The following is a 19,102-nucleotide window of genomic DNA, read 5'->3' on the forward strand; positions in this document are numbered from 1 at the left end:
AGGCAGCTATGAAAGTATGTATTTATGGTCTGGGCGCCATCGGGGGCCTTCTGGCCGCCCGCCTGGCGGCACGCGGCGAAGTACAGCTGAGTGCCATCGCCCGGGGCACAACCCTGCAGACACTACGCGATCACGGTCTGAGCTTTATTGAAGGACCGCCTGATCAAGCCCAACAACAACGCTATGATCTGCGCGCCAGCGACAACCCCGCCGATCTTGGCGTGCAGGACGTTGTCATTCTTTCTGTCAAGACCACAGCGCTGCCAGATGTGGCCGCCCGCATCGCCCCGCTGCTGGGTCCTGACACCACCATACTCTCTGCCATGAATGGAGTCCCATGGTGGTTTTTCCATGGTTTACCCGGCACCCCGGAGCGCCTTCAGCTGAAAAGCCTGGACCCTGATGGCACACTGGCTGCGGCACTCCCGTATTCACAGGTGGTGGGTACCGTTACCCATTTGTCAGCAGCCAATATGGGCCCCGGCGTCGTAAGACATGTGGCTGGCAACCGGATCATTATTGGTGAACCGGGTGGTGGAACCTCTACCGCCCGCTGCCAGGCCATCATGCACATGTTGCAATCGGCGGGTTTTGACACCGAACCCTCGAAACAGATCCAGGCAGATATCTGGTACAAGCTTTGGGGCAACATGACGGTCAATCCCATTTCAGCCATTACCGGTGCGACAGGTGATCGTATTCTGGACGATGATTATGTACGTGATTTTATGTCACGCTGCATGCTAGAGGCCGCAGCAGTAGGCGCACGAATTGGCCTTCGTATTGACCAGGACCCCGAAGATCGCCACCAGGTCACCCGACAGCTTGGCGCTTTTCGCACATCCATGTTGCAGGACGTTCAGGCCGGAAAAAGCATTGAACTGGATGCCCTGGTGGGTGCCATGCTTGATATCGCCCATCAAGTGAATGTTTCAGTGCCAAACATTGAGACGCTGATGGGCATTAGCCGTCTGCATGCCCGCACGCTGGGGCTTTATCCGCTTGATTCTTAAGCGCGTAGTCTGTCGTTGTTTTTCCTATTAACCAACTAATATTAAATTAAAAAATTATTTCTGGAGACGTTTTAAATGAAAAAGACTTTGCTTGCTACTGCAGTTGTGGCCGGTTTTACCGGTGCAGCTCAAGCTAACAGCTCGGTAACCATTTATGGTTTGGTTGATGCTGGTCTTGCCTATGAAAAAAATAAAGTGACACAAGGCGATAACCGGATCGAAAACCGTACTTTCGGCATGCAAAAATTCACTGGCGCTCGCAATGGCAGCCGCTGGGGCTTCAAAGGCAGTGAAGACCTGGGGAATGGATCCAAGGCCATTTTCCAGCTGGAAAGCGGGTTTGACCCTGGCAATGGCAAATCGCTTCAGGGTAACCGCTTGTTTGGACGCCAGGCTTATTTGGGTTTGAGTAATGAAAGCTGGGGTGCGCTAACCCTGGGTCGCCAATACTCAATTGCCTCACAAACGATCGCACCAAAAGGTCCATTTAATTCCGGCTACTTTCAGGCAGGCCAACTTTTTGGTGCATTTGGCAGCTCTACTTATGGCCGTATGAATGATTCGGTTAAATACATGAGCCCGGATTTTTCCGGTTTCAAATTTGGTATTGCTTACGCTGGCAATCACAATAAAAGTGAATTTGAATGGGACGGAGTCGATAAGATCGAAACAAAACAGGCCTCCAACTGGATCAGTACTGGCGGCAGCTACGATAATGGCCCCCTCGCAATCGGTTTTTCTTATGACCGTTACCGTACCAATGCCAGGACTGCCCCCGACATCAGCAAAGGGACTCCTGCCAAGACTCATAAAGGCACGGTCCATACCTGGAACCTGTTTGGCAACTATGATTTTGATATTGTGAAACTGGATTTGGGTTATGGCCAAGTGCGTGGTGCCATTGGCAACAAGAACAGGGCAAACGTTGAGATGGAAGCAAGCAGTATTGGCTTGAACAATCTTTTCACTCCATTTACGCAAGGCATGCGTTCTGATGGTTTGTTGTATTCGCAAACCAACGGTTACCGGCAACAGGCATGGACAGTTGGTTTGACCATACCTGCTGGGGAAGCGGGTAAAGTCCTGGCATCGTACCAAGGCAGCCATACCAAAAACAATGATCGCGGGTTCGATGGTGTGAAAGGCAACCTGCATATTTTCAGTCTTGGTTATGAGTATAGGCTGTCAAAACGTTCCCTATTATTTGCAGTCGCCTCTATGGGTACGGGTCGACTGAAATTTAATGACAGTAATGCTCATCCGAAGGCCAAGCTAAGTACATCTTTAGTGGGGGTGGGTTTACAGACCCGGTTCTGATTTAAAACATGACATAAATAAGACGTGATTTTTCTCTCTCCCATGCTCCTGCGTGGGAGCGCCTGCCCCCCTGATTTATGCTATATTGCGGTAAATCATCCTGATTAACCAGATTATCCCTCACAATAAAGTATATTTTTTATAGCATCAGGATAAACAGCTCACATGGATTACCAGCAACTTGTCTCATTACGCCAGCATCATCCTGCCTGGCGGTTGCTGCGGGCCGACAACGCCCCCTTGGTTATCAGTTTTCTACAGCAGGCTTTCGTTGGCCCCAACCAGCGCAGCCTTGAGCAATCTGACCTGGCATCAAAGCTGGATGACCTGATTTATAGCCTGCACCAAAGTCTTGGCCAAACCCTGTTTCCGCGCGCCGCCAACGCTTATTTGGATGACTGGGCCGACAATAACAATGGCTGGTTGCGCAAGTTCTACCCGCCCGGTCGCGACGAGGCCCATTATGAGCTGACTGCTGCCGCAGAAAAAGCCATTGAATGGCTAGGCAGCCTGGGTAAGCGCCAGTTTGTCGGCACCGAATCCCGCCTGCTGACCATTTTTGATTTACTGCGCCAAGTGGTGGAAGGCAGCGAAACCGATCCTGACACCCGCATTGCCGAACTTGAAAAACGCAAGGCGGCACTTGATACCGAAATTGCCAGAATCAAGGCCGGCCAGATAGACCTGATGGATGCAACCCGGGTACGCGAGCGTTTTCTGGCGATCAACGACAGCGCAGATAGCCTGCTGGCCGATTTCCGTGAAATTGAACAAAACTTCCGCGACCTGGACCGTGAAGTGCGTGAACGCATAGCCACATGGGAAGGCGGCAAGGGTGCCCTTCTCGAGGATTTTTTTGGAGAACGCGATGCCATTGCGGACTCGGATCAGGGACGCAGTTTTCGCGCTTTCTGGGAATTCCTGATGTCGCCCTCACGCCAGGATGAGTTATCGGGCTTACTGCATAAAATTTTCAATATGCCACCCGTGCAAAGCCTGGAGCCGGATCGTCGCCTGCTGCGAATCCATTATGAATGGCTCAAAGCCGGCGAAGTAGCACAACGCACAGTCGCCCGCCTGTCCGAACAATTACGCCGTTACCTTGATGACCAGGCCTGGCTGGAAAACAAACGCATCATGCATCTGCTGCGTGACATAGAAACCAAGGCGCTGGGCCTGCGCCAGCACCCGCCAGAAAATGGCCTCATCAGCCTGGGCGATGTACGGGTAGCCCTGAACCTGCCCCTGGATCGCCCCTTGTACAGCCCACCGCTAAAACCACACATAGATACACAGATTCTGCTTGAAGGAACCAGCGACAACGATGTCAATGTGTTGTTTGGCCAGATCCATGTTGATAAATCCCGGCTGCTGGAAAATCTGCGCCTGGCGCTGCGCCAGCAACCGCAAATCAGCCTGGGTGAGCTGCTGCAGCGCTATCCGCTGGAGCAGGGCCTGGCCGAACTTGTGACCTGGCTTGAACTTGCCACCACCCATAGCCGCTGCGTCCTTGATGAACAGCACTCCCAATTAATCAGCTGGCACGATAAGCAAGGCATACAACGTCGTGCAAGTGTGCCTTTGATTGTTTTCAGCCATTGAACTGCCCATGACATCCATTTTTCCTGCCGACTTGTCAACCCTTTTAATCAACCTGCTCAAGGGCGTGCTTTATCGTGATGATGACCAGCCGGGCTGGCAAAACCTGATTGAGCAACAGGCAGCCGTACGCGACTACATCCAGTTGTTGGGCCTTGAGCTGATTCTTGACGACGCCGAAGGCTATGCCTATTTACGCCAATCCCAGCAAGATAATGAAGACGGCAAAAGCACCATCCCCACCCTCATCCCACGCCGCCAGTTAAGCTACCCTGTCAGCCTGCTGCTGGCTCTGCTCCGCAAGCGTCTGGCCGAATCTGATGCGAGCAGCAGCGATGCCCGCCTGATTCTTTCACGCGACCAGCTGGTAGAACTGATACGCCTGTTCCTGCCAGAAAGCAGCAACGAAGCAAAGCTGATCGACCGCATTGACAGCCATATCGCCAAAGTGGTTGAACTGGGTTTTCTGCGCAAATTAAAAGGCCAGCAAGAGCCACTTTACGAAGTGCGCAGAATTCTGAAAGCCTTTATTGATGCCCAGTGGCTGAATGAATTTGACCAGCGCCTGGCAGAATATGCCGCGTTGTCCAACACAGAAGGAGAGCAGGAATGACAGATTCCAGCCATTCACCCATGCTTGACTTTGCCGGCAGTGACGAACGCGCCGGCTTTCGCCTGCACGACATTGAAGTTTACAACTGGGGGACATTTAACCAACGAGTATGGTGCTTCCCTGCCAATGGCGACAATGCACTGTTAACGGGTGATATTGGTTCTGGCAAATCAACCCTGGTAGATGCCATTACCACTTTGCTGGTGCCAGCGCAAAAAATTGCCTATAACAAGGCTGCCGGCGCCGAAGCCAAAGAAAGAACCCTGCGGTCTTATGTGCTGGGCTACTATAAATCCGAGCGTAGCGACTCGGGGTTAAACGCCAAGCCGGTCGCACTGCGTGACCACAATAGCTATTCAGTCATTCTGGGGCACTTCTATAACGAGGGGTATGACCAGCACGTGACGCTGGCCCAGGTATTTTACATCACCGAAAACCGGGGGCAGCCGGAACGCTTTTATGTGGTGGCCGACAAACACTTAACCATCACCGAACATTTTGCCCACTTCGGCAATGATCTTAACAGCTTGCGCAAACGGCTGCGGGCAATGCAGGAGGTCACCCTGAACACCAGTTTTAATGCCTATAGTGCGGCTTTCCGCCGGCGCTTTGGCATTAACAACGATCAGGCGCTAGAACTGTTCAGCCAGACAGTTTCAATGAAATCGGTGGGAAACCTGACCGATTTCGTCCGTGAGCACATGCTGGAAGAATTTCCGGTTGAAGAACGCATCCAGGCATTAATCCAGCATTTTGATGACCTGCATCGCGCCCACGAGGCGGTACTTAAGGCCAAACAGCAAATTGCCCTGCTGCAGCCGCTGGTGCAAAATTGTAAACATCATCAGCAGGAATCTGCCGAACGCCTGGCACAAGTGGGCTGCCGGGAAGCCCTGGCCCCCTGGTTTGCGGGACTCAAAGCCGGGTTACTGGAAAAGCGCCTTAACAACCTGGCCCAGGACCTCGCCCGCCAGCAAGAACAGCAACGCAGCCTGCAAGAACAGCAACAACAGGGCCAGTCACAGCGCGATGAACTGACCCGTGCGATTGCACAAAACGGTGGTGACCGCCTGGCAGCCATCAAGGAAGAAATCAATCGTGTGCAAAACGAACAACAGCGTCGTCTGCGCGCTGTTGAACGCTATAACAAACTGTCACAAAAACTGGGGCTGCCATTAGCCGACAGCGCCGAACCCTTTCTGGCCACCCGCCAGGCTTTACCAGGCCTGAACGAACGCTGTCGCGAGCAGCGCGACACAGCCCTGAATGAGCAAACCGAAACGGCTGTCACTTTGCGCAACCTGCGCCAGCAGCATGGGCAACTGGACACCGAATTGGCCTCTTTGCGCCAACGGCGTTCCAACCTGCCTGCGCGCATCCTGGATATCCGCGCCCGGCTATGTGCTGAATTGGCAATTGAAGAAAGCAAATTACCCTTTGTTGGCGAATTGTTACAGATACGAGAAGATGAACGCGACTGGGAAGGAGTGTCAGAACGTCTGCTGCATAACTTCGGCTTGTCGCTTCTGGTACCCGATGAACTTTACGTCCAGGTCGCCCAATGGGTCGAACAAACACATTTAGGCGGCCGCCTGGTGTACTTCAGAATCCGCGAAGGCCGCAACCGGCTTGCGGTGGATACCCACTCAGACTCACTGGTTCGAAAACTGCAGATCAAGCCAGACACGCCCTTCTATAACTGGCTGGAAGCTGAGCTGGCACGGCGCTTTGACTATACCTGCTGCGATTCGATGGAACAATTCCGGCGCGAAGAAAAGGCCGTTACACAAGCCGGTCAGGTCAAGTCCGGCCAGGAACGCCATGAAAAAGACGATCGCCACCGGCTGAATGACCGCACCCAATATGTCCTTGGCTGGAGCAACGAACAAAAAATTGCCGCGCTTGAAAAACAGGCTGCCGACCTGCAACAACGCATCCAGCAACACGCCCTGCAATTGGCCGGCTTGCAACAGCGCCAGCGCGAACTTGATACACAGCTGGAACTGCTTGCCCAACTGTCAGTATTCGACAATTTTCAGGAACTGGACTGGCAGCCACTGCAATTGCATATTCACAAGCTGGAACAGGAACGCCAGCAACTGGAAGCCGAATCTGATACCCTGCGAGCCCTGCAGGAGCAACTGCGGCAACTGGAAAACGAGTTGCATAACCTGCGCGATGCACTGGACAACAAAAACCGCGAACTGGCCCGAACCGAACAGAAGCAGGAGGATACCCAACAGGCAGCCAACGAGGCCCGGGCCCAGCACCAGGCTGCCACGCCTGAACTGCAGGCGCATTTCGCCAAACTTGCCGTGCTACGTGAGCAGGCACTGGAAGAACACACCCTGACCGTTGAATCTTGCAACAATCGTGAACAGGAACTGCGCAGCTGGTTGCAAAGCAAGATTAATGCCGCAGACAAGCGCCTGGAACGCCTGACCCAAAATATTGTCCAGGCCATGACCGAGTACCGTACCGCCTACCCGATGGACACCCAGGAGGTTGATGTCAGTGTCAAGGCTGCCGATGAGTACCGCGCCATGCTTGCCAGCCTGGAAGAAGATGGACTGCCGCAATTTGAGCAGCGATTCAAGGACATGCTCAATGAAAACATCATTAACGAAATTGCCAATTTCCAGACTCACTTGCGCCGTGAGGAGCAGGATATCCGTGTACGCATTGACGAAATCAACCGCTCACTTCACGAAATTGATTATACCTCGGGACGATTCATCCAGTTAGAAGCACAATCAAGCGGTGATGGAGAAATCAACGCTTTCCGTAACGACCTTAAGGCTTGCACTGAAGGCAGTCTGTCTGGCAGCCAGGACGAACAATACGCGGAAAGCAAATTTTTACAGGTACGCCAAATCATTGAACGATTCCGTGGTCGCGATGGCAGCAGCGAGGCCGACAAGCGCTGGACTCGCAAGGTTTGTGACGTGCGCAACTGGTATGTGTTTTCCGCCTCTGAACGTTGGCGCGAAGACAATAGTGAACACGAGCATTACAGTGACTCCGGTGGCAAATCCGGCGGACAAAAAGAAAAACTTGCCTATACCGTGCTGGCAGCCAGCCTGGCCTATCGATTCGGCCTTGAATGGGGGGCCATCCGTTCCCGTTCATTCCGCTTTGTGGTGATTGATGAAGCATTCGGGCGGGGCTCGGATGAGTCGGCCCGTTACGGCCTGGAACTGTTCCGCAAGCTTAACCTGCAACTGCTCATCGTCACCCCGCTGCAAAAGATTCATATTATTGAACCGTATGTTGCCAGTGTCGGCTTTGTACACAACGAACAAGGACTTGAGTCCAAGTTGCGTTGCCTGAGCATTGAAGAGTATCACGCGCAGAAAGCCGGTAAGACAGCTACGCCATGAGCAAACAGGACTGGAGCACACAAACTGACTTACGCAGCCAGCTGCAGCGGTTTTGGGATAAAGGTGAGCTGCTACGCACCCGCCTGCCCCATGCCGCGCCACTCTTTCCCTGGCAACTGCGGCTGAAAAAGCCGAATAGCCTGGATCTGGGCAACAACTTCGAGCAGGTTCGTCGCTGGATTGGCCAGTTACAGCAGCTGGATAAGCGTTACCGGTTGACGTGGAAAGAAGTCAACCACCGCCAGCTGGGGCGCAACCACATCCCGGATCAAGTCTGGATTGAGCAGGCTGAAGATGCCCTGGGACTGCTTGGCCAACGGCGTGCTGCACAACAATTTGACCAGCTGGTGGAAAACACGCTGGACGATTTCCCCGAGCTGTTGCCCTGGCTGGAAAAATACCCCTTGACGGCCCTGGAACATGCGGCCAGCTGGCACAAGGTGCTTGCCGTGCTGCACTGGTTTCGCAAGCACCCCCACAGCGGCCTGTACCTGCGCCAGCTGGATATTGCCGGCGTCGATACCAAGTTCATTGAACAACATCGCGGTTTATTGGGCAAACTGCTTGATTTGGCCTTACCGGCCGAATACATAAATGAACAATGGCGGGGTGCCGATGGCTTCACCCGTCGTTATGGTTTGCAAGACAAACCGCTGCGGGTACGTTTGCGAATCCTGGACAGCACACTGGCTATTGCCGGGCTGAATGACCTGGAGCTGCCGGTAGAACAACTTGCCCGCCTGCATCTGCCGGTGGAAAAGGTATTTGTGACCGAAAATGAAATCAATGCCCTGGCCTTTCCTGACCAGCCTGGCGCCATACTGTTATTTGGCCAGGGCTATGCCCTGAACACACTGGGCCAGATACCCTGGCTAACCCGGCAGCCGCTTTACTACTGGGGAGATATTGACACCCACGGCTTTGCCATTCTTAACCGCCTGCGCAGCCACCTGCCCCATACCCAATCACTGCTTATGGATACAGCCACCCTGCTGCATCATCACGAAATGTGGGGGCAAGAACCGGAAGATAAACGCTGCACCAGCGAACTGCCATTGCTGACCGACAGCGAACAAGCGTTGTATCAGGCGCTGCGTGATAATAAGATTTACACACCGGACAGGCAGCCAGTGAAAAACCTGCGTTTTGAACAGGAGCATGTACGGTTCAGTTGGCTGCTGCACCATCTGCCCGAATGATTTGTTCGCGCAGGCATTCCCATGCTCCAGCGTGGGAGCAAGCGTTTTCCCAATATGGATTTGGTTTGGTATATTGCTCATGGCATAGAGCTAGACTTACAACATCTTCAGGCCCATCTATAACAAAGCTGTAAATACTTGAAAAGCAACAAGGCTTTCTCATAATATTTTCATTAATGTGCCGCCAACTTAGATGAACCCCCGGCATTATTAACGGTAAAAGGCTGGATATGCGCCAACGTATCGTAAAGGGCTTCTCTGGCCAACTCTGTATCATAATGAGCTTGAAGACCCAGCCAGCTTTGTGCGTCAGTATTAAAAAAAGCAGCCAAACGCAATGCTGTGTCAGGTGTAATTGCCCGCTTTCCCTTAACAATTTCATTGATTCTACGGGCAGGTACACCAATTGCTTTGGCCAAAGCATACTGGCTGATTTCCAAGGGTATAAGCCAGTCTTCCAATAAAATTTCACCAGGATGAACAAGGGGGATTTCTCTGCGCGCCATTGTCTTTTTCCTTTAATGATAGTCCACAATTTCAACATGACTGACGTTGCCATTGTTCCATACAAAACAAACCCGCCACTGGTCATTTACACGAATACTGTACTGCCCTTTCCTGTCGCCACTTAATAGCTCTAAATGGTTTGCTGGTGGTGCTCGCAGGAACTGTAAGCTCATTGCTGCGTGAATCTGTTGCAATTTACGCATTGCAACCCGCTCAATATTAACGAAACGCTTGACACGCTTACCGTTAAATAAATCCTCTGTGTCACCGCAAGCAAAATGAGTAATCATAAATATTGATTTTTTATAATAGTAACGCAACGCGTTAATAACATCAACCGTTATTAAAATAAAAGTAAAAAAAGGCCATCATACGTCATACAAATTATAAAAAACCAAAGATGAGACAACTGTTTCATATGGATCATTTACATTCAGCCCTCTCTGGCAGGATAGTTGTCACCCTACTGTTTGTAGCAAGCAAGCGGTCATTCGGCAATACACTCACTACTATAATCACGAATATCACAAGCGCAAATTAAAAAACCAGAGTCCGGTACACCCGAGTTCGACAGTCAAAACCGTAACCTATTAATTTGTAATGGATCGTTTTAAAAACGCCCCACTACAAGTTCACATAGGCCACCTGCAAACGGCTTTTTGACCTTCAGGCTGGACAACACAGCGGCTTGTTCCGCATCTATGGCAGAGATTCCGGAACTGCCGGCTGACCGTCGAATGTGACTTTATGCGTCTGAATTCGGCGCAATACTGACAAGGCCCGTTCCGGTGAGCACACGTCGGGCACCGGGTTCTGGTACAGCCGTTCACGCATGACACGCGCAAGCACCAACGCAATAAAACAGATATAAGCATGAGCCCGGATGCGATCAACCAGGCACAGGTTGCTCCACTTTTCTTCACCCACGATGTCGGATTCGTCAGTGTTTTGCGCACTCTGATTAAACGGTGCCAGCAGATTGGCAAATTCGTTGTAACGGCGACCCGGTACCGCCAGAATGAATTCCAGCGGTGCACCCGATGGCAGCACCATCTTTTGCAATGTTTCCAGATTATCTAAAGACACCAGGCCCAGCATGAACTGACGGGCAAGGCCTTCGGCTCGTATGGTGGTCATAGCGTAGAAGACAACAGAGAGATCGTAAGCGTTCGGGCATCCTTGTAATTACACATATATATCAGGTAGTTATTGTATATATTTAATAATTTACATTAAGTTAGCTGTATTCTATTGCCATAGGGACGATTTGGAGGCAACCCAAATGGCAAAGATACAAAACACGAAGTTCAATGCGGATATCTGGGCAGAGCATGAAGGTGCGCCTGCCGTAGGAAAAGAGCTTATATGAAACGTGGTGATATTTATCTGGTGCCGCTTGACCCAACAGCAGGGCATGAACAAAATGGGAGCCGCCCTGTTGTTGTCGTTTCGGCAGAAAGATTCAATAAACTAACAATACTACCCGTAGTTTGCCCTATAACCACGGGGGATGATTTTGCACGTCGCTTAGGGTTTTCTGTTCAGATATAGGGTATTAAAACAACAGGTATCATACGTTGCGATCAACCCAGGACATTAAACTTGTTGGCACGTAACGCTAAAAAAGTTGATGCATTGCCAGATCATCTTGTTGAGGAAGTATTGGCAAAAGTATCAGTTATATTTTATTTTTGACCTTGCCTGCAAGCCCAAAAACTTCTCGTTCCAATAGTATATGAACAAGCAATTTTATATTTATATAGAAGCGTTAACAAAAAATCACACGCCCTTTTACCTCAGCAAAACAGGCCTTGCGTTATAAACACAAGGCCTGTTTTTCAAGTCATTATAACAACAATCAATTCACTGTAACATTGCCATCCTTGATCACTTTTTCCCATTTTTGAGTTTCGCTTTCAATAAATTTGGCAAAATCCTGCGGCGTACCCCCACCAATTTGACCGCCAGTTTCATCAAAGGCCCTTATGACCTCTGGTTTTTGAAGAATTTTATTAAATGCAACATTCAACTTCTGAATAATTTCATCTGGTGTTCCCGCAGGTGCAATCACCCCTTGCCAATTATATGACTCAAACCCATCCAACCCGGACTCAGCCAAAGTAGGCACATCCGGCAGTAATGCAAGCCGCTTGGCACTAGTAACTGCCAAGGGCGTCACCTTCTTGGAATCAATAGCGGGCATAGCTGCATAGCCCATTTCAAACATCATATCAATATGCCCTGCCATTAAATCCGCAGCAGCTGGTGCGCCTCCTTTATAAGGTACGTGCGTCATTTTTACACCCGCTTCTGACGCAAACAGCTCACCTGAAAGATGGTGAGCCCCGCCCACGCCTGAAGAACCGAACCGTAATGAACCCGGTTCCTTTTTAGCCAATGCAATCAATTCCTGGACAGATTTTGCAGATACGTTATTATTTACATTCAGTATGAGCGGACTCTCTTCAATCAAGATAACCGGCGCCAAGTCTTTTTTTACATCATAAGTTACATTTTTCGGCATTAATGTCGGATTAACGGATAAGGGTGCCAAATTTCCGCTGCCAATAGTATAACCATCGGGTTTTGCTTTTGCGATATAAGAAGTCCCAATAACACCCCCTGCTCCTGCCCTGTTCTCTACAACGACGGTTGCTTTCAACTCATCAGCCAATTCTTTGGCAAGCATGCGCATACGCGTATCAGCAAAACCACCTGCCGCATAGGGTATCACCAAGCTGATTGGACGAGATGGCCATGTCTCTTGCGCAAAAGAATAAGAAGGAGCTGCAATAACAAATAAACCAAGCAACATTGCAAGACCGTTTTTTCCAGAAAATTTCATATATTTCCCCTAAAATAAAATATCAAAATCGTATGATAAACAAAATATTAAATAACTTTACCAAAAACAAGACGATGCCCACTTGATGGGTTTTCTGGTTTCCATGTACCTGCGTGGAAATACATAAAACTGCTGTTAAAAAGACTATGAACAAATTATCAGGCTGAGATGCAGTTTTTAACCGTTGCCCATCGTTTTGCAATTGTTTTATTGCGTAGTGGATTACGTTTAAAGAAACGGTTCCAAAATTTATCAGGAAAAGGTTCTGTTCTATTCATGCTATTGGCCACTTCCTCATCAAACCAAGGCTCTCGGTATTTGTCAAGGTGTTTGTCAAGGTAGTTGTCACTATTTTTGTCTTAAGTAGCTTGTGCATCGTTATCTCTTTTTCAGGGTTCAGGGTCACTGGCCCAGTCGGTTCACAGTTCCTGACTGGACGTGACCCCCAGCGTGACGGATTGTTCTGCTTGGCTTGTTCCAGCACTGCTTTACGTTGAGCCAGTAGCGCTGCGTCTTCACCGTCATGACGTTGCTGGGGGGTAACGAAGTTGAGTTTACTGTGACGGTGCTCGGTGTTGTACCAGCAAACGAACCGGTCAACCCATTGCCGTGCCTCAGTGAGCGAAGCTAAGCCGGACGAAGGCCACTGCGGGCGGTATTTCAACACTCTAAACAGGGACTCGATAAATGCATTGTCATTACTGACCCGGGGGACGACTGTAGGATGGCAATACCCCCAACTCTTCCAGCTTGGCCTTCATGGTCTGCGCTTTCATTGGTGCACCATTATCGGCATGCAGGACCAGCGGTTGATGCAGGCATTGTTCGCGCAACAGGCAGTAAGTAATATCCCAGCACCAGACTTTACAAGGCCCATTGGCCTGTTGGATCAGGGTGATAATGGCTTTGCGCTCTGGGGCTGAGGTCATTCGTCCTCGTTGCTGTCGTTGTTGTCCCAGAGCGCGTTGAGCTTTTTTCGCAGCACCAGTAAGGCAGCCGCTTCAGCCAGCGCCTTCTCCTTGTACCGTAATTCACGCTGCAGTTTCTTGATTTCCTGACGATCGCTCTGTGCCTGTTTACGTAAGGATTTTTCCTGCTCAGCGCTACGTTCAAAACCTAGTAATGACTCCGCTTTCCAGCGTTTGACCTGATCAGGGTAGAGGCCCTTTTCACGACAATAAGCACTAAGCTGCGCCTCTGAGAGCGTTGCGGTTTCAATGACGGTCGCAAGCTTGGCTTGGGCTGACCATTGTTCTGATTTGGCTTTAGATCCTGGCACGGGGCGTCCTTCTGACTTGGCTTGTTTACGCCAATTATAAAGGGTCGCTTCACAAATGCCTTCCTGACGAGCCAGTTCGGCAACCGTCAGATTATCGGGCGGCAATAATTTGCCTAGCACAGCTTGTTTGCGTTCATGGGAATAACGGACCATGATAGATGTCCTTTACCGCCTGTCTGGTTGAAATGGGAGGTTGACAACTATCCTGCCAGAGGGGGAACCCTGCACCGGCATAACTGCGCGCCAAGGGGCGGCTGGGTGCCGGTGCCTGCGCCATGCGATCGCACTGGCGGCAACTGAAGCGGGGACGCACATGACGGATCACGCGCAAGCTGGCGGGGACATAGTCCAGCATTTCACTCACATCTTCGCCAATACGTTGCCATGCGCCACCACAATCCGGGCAGCAGCAAGCCTGTGGCAGGTGCTCCCGGATATCGCGGGGCAGGTGTTCGGGTAAGGGTTTGCGCATCGGCGCGGTGCGGGTTGGCGGTGTAACGGGCTCAGGCAGAGCGGGATGGTCACCCTGCTTGATGTGCAGTTCTTCCAGCTCCAGTTCCAGCTGTTCTATCTGGCGTACCAGTTTCTCTGACTTCTGGCCAAACAGCATTCGCTGTAATTTGGCCAGTAATAAAGTGAGCCGTTCAATTTCCTGTTTATCGTTCAGACGCCCCGATTTCAGGGTGTCACGCTCCAGCCGAACCGCATCTATTTCGGCTTGCATGGCAAGCACCAAATGCTGTAAATCTTCAACGGAATCGGGCAGCGAGGCGGGCGTAGACATAGCGGTTATTTTACCCAATAACCGCTAACCAATCCATTAAATAAAATGCCGCAACACCAGTAAATACGCTATTCTGTCGTATTTCAGGCAGTCTTAAACCTGACTGGGTTTGTGCGTTCTGGCGGGCCGTCGCCAGTCAATGCCTTCGAGCAACATGGACAGTTGCGCAGGCGTTAAATGCACCGATCCGGATTCAGCTTGCGGCCAGCCAAAATGGCCTTGTTCCAGGCGTTTGGCCAACAGACATAGGCCATCGCCGCTCCACCACAGCACCTTGATGCGGTCACCTTTGCGCCCACGAAAGACAAACACATGACCACTGAAGGGATCCTGTTGCAAGACGTCTTGCGCAATGGCGGCCAAGCCATCAAAGCCCCGGCGCATATCGGTCACGCCTGCCGCCAGCCAGACGCGGGTTCCTGCAGGTAAGCCTAACATGCTTTTATCATCTTCAGCAGTTCAGGTAATAATTGCATATCCGGTGTGCCATGAATTTGCAGGCGAACGGCATTGATATGCAGTTCAAAGTAGCCAGTGTCTGTCGTTGTGGTGACAGGGGGTTCCGGGTTGTTTAAGCACACAGGAACCAAAGATACTGCCCGATCAACCGCGCCGAATTGCCCCTTCCGGTATTGCCACCGCCAGGTATGCGGTAAATTGGCATTAATCTGATGTGCTTGAGCAACGGCAGCAACTGAAGTGTTGGCCTGAAAAGAAGCCTCTACGACCTGGCGTTTGTATTCGTTTGAATAGCGACGTCGGGGTCGCTCGGCCACCGGCACCGAATAAATAGAAACATCCATAACGCATCAAAACCTGGTTGAATAAATGGACATCTATATTGCTAGAATTTTAAACAGAATCCTAGACGGCACTGGCCGGAGCCTTACAAAGTCACCGAAGCGGTGATCGACAAGGTTGATGAGTGGCAATCGCGCCCGCTGGAATCGGTTTACCCGATCGTCTATCTGGACTGCATTGTGGTCAAGATCCGACAGGACAAGCAAGTCATCAACAAAGCCCTCTATCTGGCGCTGGGGGTCAATTTAGAAGGCCATAAGGAGTTGTTGGGCATGTGGCTGTCGCAGAACGAGGGCGCCAAGTTCTGGTTAGGCGTGCTCACGGAGTTGCAAAACCGTGGTGTCAAAGACATCCTCATTGCCTGCGTGGATGGGCTCAAAGGCTTCCCGGATGCGATCAGTGCCGCGTATCCGCAGACCCAAATCCAGCTGTGCATTGTTCATATGGTACGCAACGCGATGAAGTATGTGCCCTACAAGGACTACAAGGCAGTTGCTGCCGGGCTCAAGCGTATTTACCAGTCTGCCACTGAGCAGGAAGCCTTGCGCGAACTGGAGTTGTTTGCGCAGCAATGGGATGACAAATACCCACAGATCAGCCGTAGCTGGCGTGCCCACTGGCCGAACCTGAACACCCTGTTTCGCTATCCGGAGGACATTCGAAAAGCCATTTACACCACCAATGCCATCGAATCCCTGAACAGCGTCATTCGCAAGGCCATCAGCAAGCGCAAGTTGTTCCCGACAGACGATTCAGCCAGAAAAGTTATTTACCTTGCCATCATGGATGCGTCCAAAAAATGGACCATGCCCATTCGCAACTGGAAGCTTGCACTGAATCGGTTTATTATCGAGTTTGAGGATCGCATCAGCGATTATATATAACCCAGACGGTTACACAGAATTATTTACACCCTCTCTATACGCTCAATACGCGCGGCACGTTTCCGAACCACAGATAACGAGACAGCATTAGTCTTGTCAGCCGACAGTCCCTCAACCCATCGCCAGATTTCATCAATCTGAAGCGATCCGGGAAAACTGTTTATTTCTGGGGTGGAATTAAAGTCAAAACCCTTTGGGTTACGACTCTTAATCCAGTTAGGTAACATACGCGCAGGGTTTCGAACGAAGACAACGGACAACCATGTGGCTGGCTTGTCATTAAAAACACTGCTTATCCATTCTGTCTCAATTCCAACCCCAGACTCTGGTTTATTATTGGCTCTGTCGACATAGTTTTCATCGACAATCAAAAGAGCATGAGTAGCCTCAGTAACTTCTTGCATGAAAACGTGCAGACTTGATCCATAGTCAAGTGCCTCATCGATTTTTACAACGTAGCCTAGTAAATGAAGTTGGCTAGCGAATAAGCGAACCCATTCTCGATGCTCTGGTGAGGTCCACGCGTAAGAGATAAATAAATCGGTACTCATGCATTCATTTCCTGTTTATGTAGCGAGCTTGGGTGATTACCTTTGGAATGAGTAAATTGGAACATTACAAGCACTCAGATACTCTCCCTGAACAAGACAATCAATTTACAGCACCAGAGACATTTTTTAAATTAAAGATCAGGAGTAAATCTGTAAATTATAGGAATTATTTATAAAATGCAGAATCAGGCGCCGATACAAAATTGGCCGGATCATTTAACGCATTTACACGATCTAGATCGAATTCAAGATAATCACTTTCACAGGATTTACTCATAATCATTTTTTTTCCCTTATACACAATAAGCCCAGAAAAATCCCACCCTTTACCCCTGCCGTTAAAAGCAACGTAGCTATAATCACCATTTTGAAAACGAATATATAAAATTGCCCCACCACTAAAACCAATGTGATTTTTATACACCCTTATCCCAGAAACATCGTCTGATAGCGTCAGCTCATTCTTTTTTGTCGTGCCATAGCTGTAAGTAGGAACGGAATCCAGATTAGTGAGCGAAAGAATTTTATTATTTTCAAGTACACAACCCGTCATTTCCATGGAGAACGCGCTTGATGAGGCCATTAAACCAATGCAAATAACGGCTATCTTTTTTAAAGCTTTTAATTGATTCATATTTAAATTTCCTAAAAAATAACTGTATAACCATATGCATTCCCAAGCGGAGCATGGGGATAAGTACGAGTAATTCCGTTGCGAAGTACTGTGACCCAAAAAATTAAATGGATCGCAAAATTTTGGGCTCAGTTAAAAGCATGAGGCCACATAACACAAAAAAGTCAAACCAGAATTTCAAATAAGCAACATACCTATTATTCAGAACCAACGATATACTCGCCATATTCCATATGAAGCTCCGGGGCCACAAACACCAGCCTGTGCTTTGCATCCAGTTTAATCAGGCCAGCATCTAATGCCCTATGTAAATCTGCACGTAGCGGAATACCATCTTCAGCTGAAAAATGTCCCTTCTGCCAGTCTCGGCCGGGCAAATGTGCCGCATCCAAAATCCCCTGCACCGAGCATCCGGTGACTTTGCAAACTGCACCGTGCTTTTTAAACACCCGTTGCCTGAATTTTGCCTGCTCGGCACGACACTTTCGCCAAGCGTACAAAATCTCTTGAAGTTCATTTTTGTTAGTGCTCAGGGATACAGGCTCTTCTTTCCCAACTTGCCCAGGATAGAAGTACGAATAAGTGACAGGGCCGGGTTTGCGCAGGATTTGATCCAGGGCTGCCGTGCTTTTCAGGTCAATTTTATAATCCTCAATATAGTAGATCTCTACGTCTTTGACCACAAGGGAAACACGATCTGACTCATCATACGCTTCACAACCATCAAAGCTGCCAATATACAAAAGACCTTCCAGAGTTTTAAAATGCAATGCATAAAAGGCTCCTGCCTTCGCTTTCTTTGGCTCCCCTTTCCAATAACCATCCAGGTAAGTGTTTTTCTTTTTAGGGCATTTGCGATAATATTCCGATGCGCCCTGTTGGGTATTTTTGGTTATAACGGCGGGTTTCGGTAAAGCGTGAAGTAAATCCAGAATGTCCTGGATCTTAACGTTCTTGATATTGCGCTTCTTTATTGGCTTCATGTAGAATGTGTCGCTAAAATTTTATTTTGAAAAATTATTAAAATCACTGCAATCTAAAAATATAGTATCCATATTTTCAACAAATCATAAAAATAACGATTAAATGGTTAACAAGAGGCTAATCCAGCCATCATCTTTAATCTTTAGTACTGTCAATACAGATAATCATTATGCATGCGGCCTGAAAAAAGAAGTAAGGCTAAATCTGAAAGGCAGAACTAAATCCTTCTATTGTTAACGGCCCATATTGTTGAATTTTTAATATTTAATTAATAAATTAAAGAAAAATTACAAATTTCAGGTAGTTTTTTACAGATTTTTTCAGGACCCATTCCTAGCAAAGTAAATGTCCGGTTATCTACACCTTGAGATCTGCTGAATAATGCGAACGTTTTAATTTGTACAGTGAACGCTTACCAACTAAGCTCCAGCACCTGAAGTAATCACGAGAACAAATGCGGTCCCAGGACTTCTGTGCAATAGCTGCGATTAAATCGCTCAACTCAATATAGGCATTTTGATTCGGCTTCCCTAACGCCTTCAGCAATAATAGGTTGATTCAGCTCAAGACGTTGCTGATTGGGGTCACCTGAGTTCGACACTTTAATCCTGTGCTTTTGACACGAACGCCTTTATTCATGCGGGTTTTTAATTAATTTAATGCAATTATTTGTAATGGCACGTTTTAATAAAAAAACATTGTATTAAATATT

Annotated in this window: 15 protein-coding genes and 4 pseudogenes; 8 read left to right on the forward strand and 11 right to left on the reverse strand. The window is 49.3% G+C overall.

Annotation, left to right across the window (positions count from 1 at the left end; translation table 11 throughout):
* The first annotated feature begins 8 nt into the window (after positions 1–8).
* From IE074_RS08940 to IE074_RS08965, 6 genes are all read left to right on the forward strand, one after another.
* Complete coding sequence (locus tag IE074_RS08940) at positions 9–1,013, forward strand: 2-dehydropantoate 2-reductase (RefSeq protein ID WP_189385126.1); 1,005 nt, start codon at positions 9–11, stop codon at positions 1,011–1,013.
* A gap of 75 nt (positions 1,014–1,088) precedes the next feature.
* Positions 1,089–2,330, forward strand: a complete 1,242-nt coding sequence (locus IE074_RS08945; RefSeq protein WP_189385127.1) for a porin — start codon at positions 1,089–1,091, stop codon at positions 2,328–2,330.
* Between the two features lie 165 nt (positions 2,331–2,495).
* Positions 2,496–3,932 (forward strand): DUF3375 domain-containing protein, encoded by a 1,437-nt coding sequence (locus IE074_RS08950; protein WP_189385128.1) that lies wholly within the window; start codon positions 2,496–2,498, stop codon positions 3,930–3,932.
* Positions 3,933–3,939: 7 nt separating this feature from the next.
* Positions 3,940–4,542, forward strand: a complete 603-nt coding sequence (locus tag IE074_RS08955) for a DUF4194 domain-containing protein (RefSeq protein ID WP_189385129.1) — start codon at positions 3,940–3,942, stop codon at positions 4,540–4,542.
* The gene (locus IE074_RS08960; protein ID WP_189385130.1) at positions 4,539–7,922 is read left to right on the forward strand and encodes an ATP-binding protein; all 3,384 of its coding nucleotides are present in this window, start codon (positions 4,539–4,541) and stop codon (positions 7,920–7,922) included. Before IE074_RS08955 ends, IE074_RS08960 begins: the two co-directional genes overlap by 4 nt.
* Positions 7,919–9,121, forward strand: a complete 1,203-nt coding sequence (locus IE074_RS08965) for a DUF3322 domain-containing protein (RefSeq protein WP_189385131.1) — start codon at positions 7,919–7,921, stop codon at positions 9,119–9,121. The genes IE074_RS08960 and IE074_RS08965 overlap by 4 nt, the downstream gene beginning before the upstream one ends.
* Positions 9,122–9,294: 173 nt before the next feature.
* Here the strand turns inward: IE074_RS08965 and IE074_RS08970 are convergent, their stop codons facing one another.
* From IE074_RS08970 to IE074_RS08980, 3 genes and pseudogenes are all read right to left on the reverse strand, one after another.
* A complete protein-coding gene (locus tag IE074_RS08970; protein WP_169294872.1) occupies positions 9,295–9,627 on the reverse strand; it encodes a HigA family addiction module antitoxin in 333 nt (110 codons plus the stop codon).
* Between the two features lie 12 nt (positions 9,628–9,639).
* Positions 9,640–9,918 carry a type II toxin-antitoxin system RelE/ParE family toxin gene (locus IE074_RS08975; RefSeq protein ID WP_169294873.1) on the reverse strand — a complete coding sequence of 93 codons (279 nt, stop codon included), beginning with the start codon at positions 9,916–9,918 and terminating at the stop codon, positions 9,640–9,642.
* 334 nt (positions 9,919–10,252) lie between these two features.
* Positions 10,253–10,789: pseudogene (locus IE074_RS08980) on the reverse strand (IS1634 family transposase); the annotation flags it as partial.
* A gap of 204 nt (positions 10,790–10,993) precedes the next feature.
* On the opposite strand from IE074_RS08980, the pseudogene IE074_RS15055 reads away from it, so the two are divergent.
* A pseudogene (locus IE074_RS15055) lies at positions 10,994–11,323 on the forward strand (type II toxin-antitoxin system PemK/MazF family toxin).
* A 163-nt stretch (positions 11,324–11,486) separates the two neighbouring features.
* On the opposite strand, the gene IE074_RS08990 reads toward IE074_RS15055, so the two are convergent.
* The 5 genes and pseudogenes from IE074_RS08990 to tnpA all read right to left on the reverse strand — a co-directional run bounded on the left by IE074_RS08990 (position 11,487) and on the right by tnpA (position 15,339).
* Positions 11,487–12,443 (reverse strand): Bug family tripartite tricarboxylate transporter substrate binding protein, encoded by a 957-nt coding sequence (locus tag IE074_RS08990; protein ID WP_229793963.1) that lies wholly within the window; start codon positions 12,441–12,443, stop codon positions 11,487–11,489.
* Positions 12,444–12,858: 415 nt separating this feature from the next.
* Positions 12,859–13,905, reverse strand: a pseudogene (locus IE074_RS15060) (integrase core domain-containing protein); the annotation flags it as partial.
* On the reverse strand, positions 13,886–14,536 hold the full coding sequence (locus IE074_RS09000; RefSeq protein WP_189385134.1) for an IS66 family transposase zinc-finger binding domain-containing protein: 651 nt from the start codon (positions 14,534–14,536) through the stop codon (positions 13,886–13,888). The pseudogene IE074_RS15060 and the gene IE074_RS09000, both read right to left, overlap by 20 nt.
* 93 nt (positions 14,537–14,629) lie before the next feature.
* Entirely contained in the window at positions 14,630–14,974 is a 345-nt protein-coding gene (tnpB, locus tag IE074_RS09005; RefSeq protein ID WP_189385135.1) for an IS66 family insertion sequence element accessory protein TnpB, read from the reverse strand.
* Positions 14,968–15,339, reverse strand: a complete 372-nt coding sequence (tnpA, locus tag IE074_RS09010) for an IS66-like element accessory protein TnpA (RefSeq protein ID WP_189385136.1) — start codon at positions 15,337–15,339, stop codon at positions 14,968–14,970. Before tnpA ends, tnpB begins: the two co-directional genes overlap by 7 nt.
* Positions 15,340–15,426: 87 nt before the next feature.
* Here tnpA and IE074_RS09015 point away from each other — a divergent pair.
* Positions 15,427–16,221: pseudogene (locus tag IE074_RS09015) on the forward strand (IS256 family transposase); the annotation flags it as partial.
* Between the two features lie 23 nt (positions 16,222–16,244).
* Here the strand turns inward: IE074_RS09015 and IE074_RS09020 are convergent.
* The 3 genes from IE074_RS09020 to IE074_RS09030 form a co-directional block, all read right to left on the reverse strand.
* Complete coding sequence (locus IE074_RS09020) at positions 16,245–16,772, reverse strand: TIR domain-containing protein (protein WP_189385137.1); 528 nt, start codon at positions 16,770–16,772, stop codon at positions 16,245–16,247.
* Between the two features lie 166 nt (positions 16,773–16,938).
* Positions 16,939–17,406: a hypothetical protein gene (locus IE074_RS09025; RefSeq protein WP_189385138.1), complete on the reverse strand. Its 468-nt coding sequence runs from the start codon at positions 17,404–17,406 to the stop codon at positions 16,939–16,941.
* 197 nt (positions 17,407–17,603) lie between these two features.
* On the reverse strand, positions 17,604–18,389 hold the full coding sequence (locus IE074_RS09030; RefSeq protein WP_189385139.1) for an HNH endonuclease signature motif containing protein: 786 nt from the start codon (positions 18,387–18,389) through the stop codon (positions 17,604–17,606).
* Positions 18,390–19,102 lie beyond the last annotated feature (713 nt).

This window comes from Advenella faeciporci, assembly GCF_014652395.1.
Taxonomy (GTDB): Bacteria; Pseudomonadota; Gammaproteobacteria; order Burkholderiales; family Burkholderiaceae_B; genus Advenella; species Advenella faeciporci.

Bases quoted from the DNA above. Each gene is read 5' to 3' on its own strand.
- IE074_RS08950 (WP_189385128.1), top strand. From the start codon at position 2,496: ATGGATTACCAGCAACTTGTCTCATTACGCCAGCATCATCCTGCCTGG.
- IE074_RS08975 (WP_169294873.1), bottom strand. From the start codon at position 9,918: ATGATTACTCATTTTGCTTGCGGTGACACAGAGGATTTATTTAACGGT.
- IE074_RS08945 (WP_189385127.1), top strand. From the start codon at position 1,089: ATGAAAAAGACTTTGCTTGCTACTGCAGTTGTGGCCGGTTTTACCGGT.
- IE074_RS08940 (WP_189385126.1), top strand. From the start codon at position 9: ATGAAAGTATGTATTTATGGTCTGGGCGCCATCGGGGGCCTTCTGGCC.
- IE074_RS08955 (WP_189385129.1), top strand. From the start codon at position 3,940: ATGACATCCATTTTTCCTGCCGACTTGTCAACCCTTTTAATCAACCTG.
- IE074_RS08990 (WP_229793963.1), bottom strand. From the start codon at position 12,443: ATGTTGCTTGGTTTATTTGTTATTGCAGCTCCTTCTTATTCTTTTGCG.
- IE074_RS09000 (WP_189385134.1), bottom strand. From the start codon at position 14,536: ATGTCTACGCCCGCCTCGCTGCCCGATTCCGTTGAAGATTTACAGCAT.
- IE074_RS09020 (WP_189385137.1), bottom strand. From the start codon at position 16,772: ATGAGTACCGATTTATTTATCTCTTACGCGTGGACCTCACCAGAGCAT.
- IE074_RS08965 (WP_189385131.1), top strand. From the start codon at position 7,919: ATGAGCAAACAGGACTGGAGCACACAAACTGACTTACGCAGCCAGCTG.
- IE074_RS08970 (WP_169294872.1), bottom strand. From the start codon at position 9,627: ATGGCGCGCAGAGAAATCCCCCTTGTTCATCCTGGTGAAATTTTATTG.
- IE074_RS08960 (WP_189385130.1), top strand. From the start codon at position 4,539: ATGACAGATTCCAGCCATTCACCCATGCTTGACTTTGCCGGCAGTGAC.
- IE074_RS09030 (WP_189385139.1), bottom strand. From the start codon at position 18,389: ATGAAGCCAATAAAGAAGCGCAATATCAAGAACGTTAAGATCCAGGAC.
- tnpA (WP_189385136.1), bottom strand. From the start codon at position 15,339: ATGGATGTTTCTATTTATTCGGTGCCGGTGGCCGAGCGACCCCGACGT.
- IE074_RS09025 (WP_189385138.1), bottom strand. From the start codon at position 17,406: ATGAATCAATTAAAAGCTTTAAAAAAGATAGCCGTTATTTGCATTGGT.
- tnpB (WP_189385135.1), bottom strand. From the start codon at position 14,974: ATGTTAGGCTTACCTGCAGGAACCCGCGTCTGGCTGGCGGCAGGCGTG.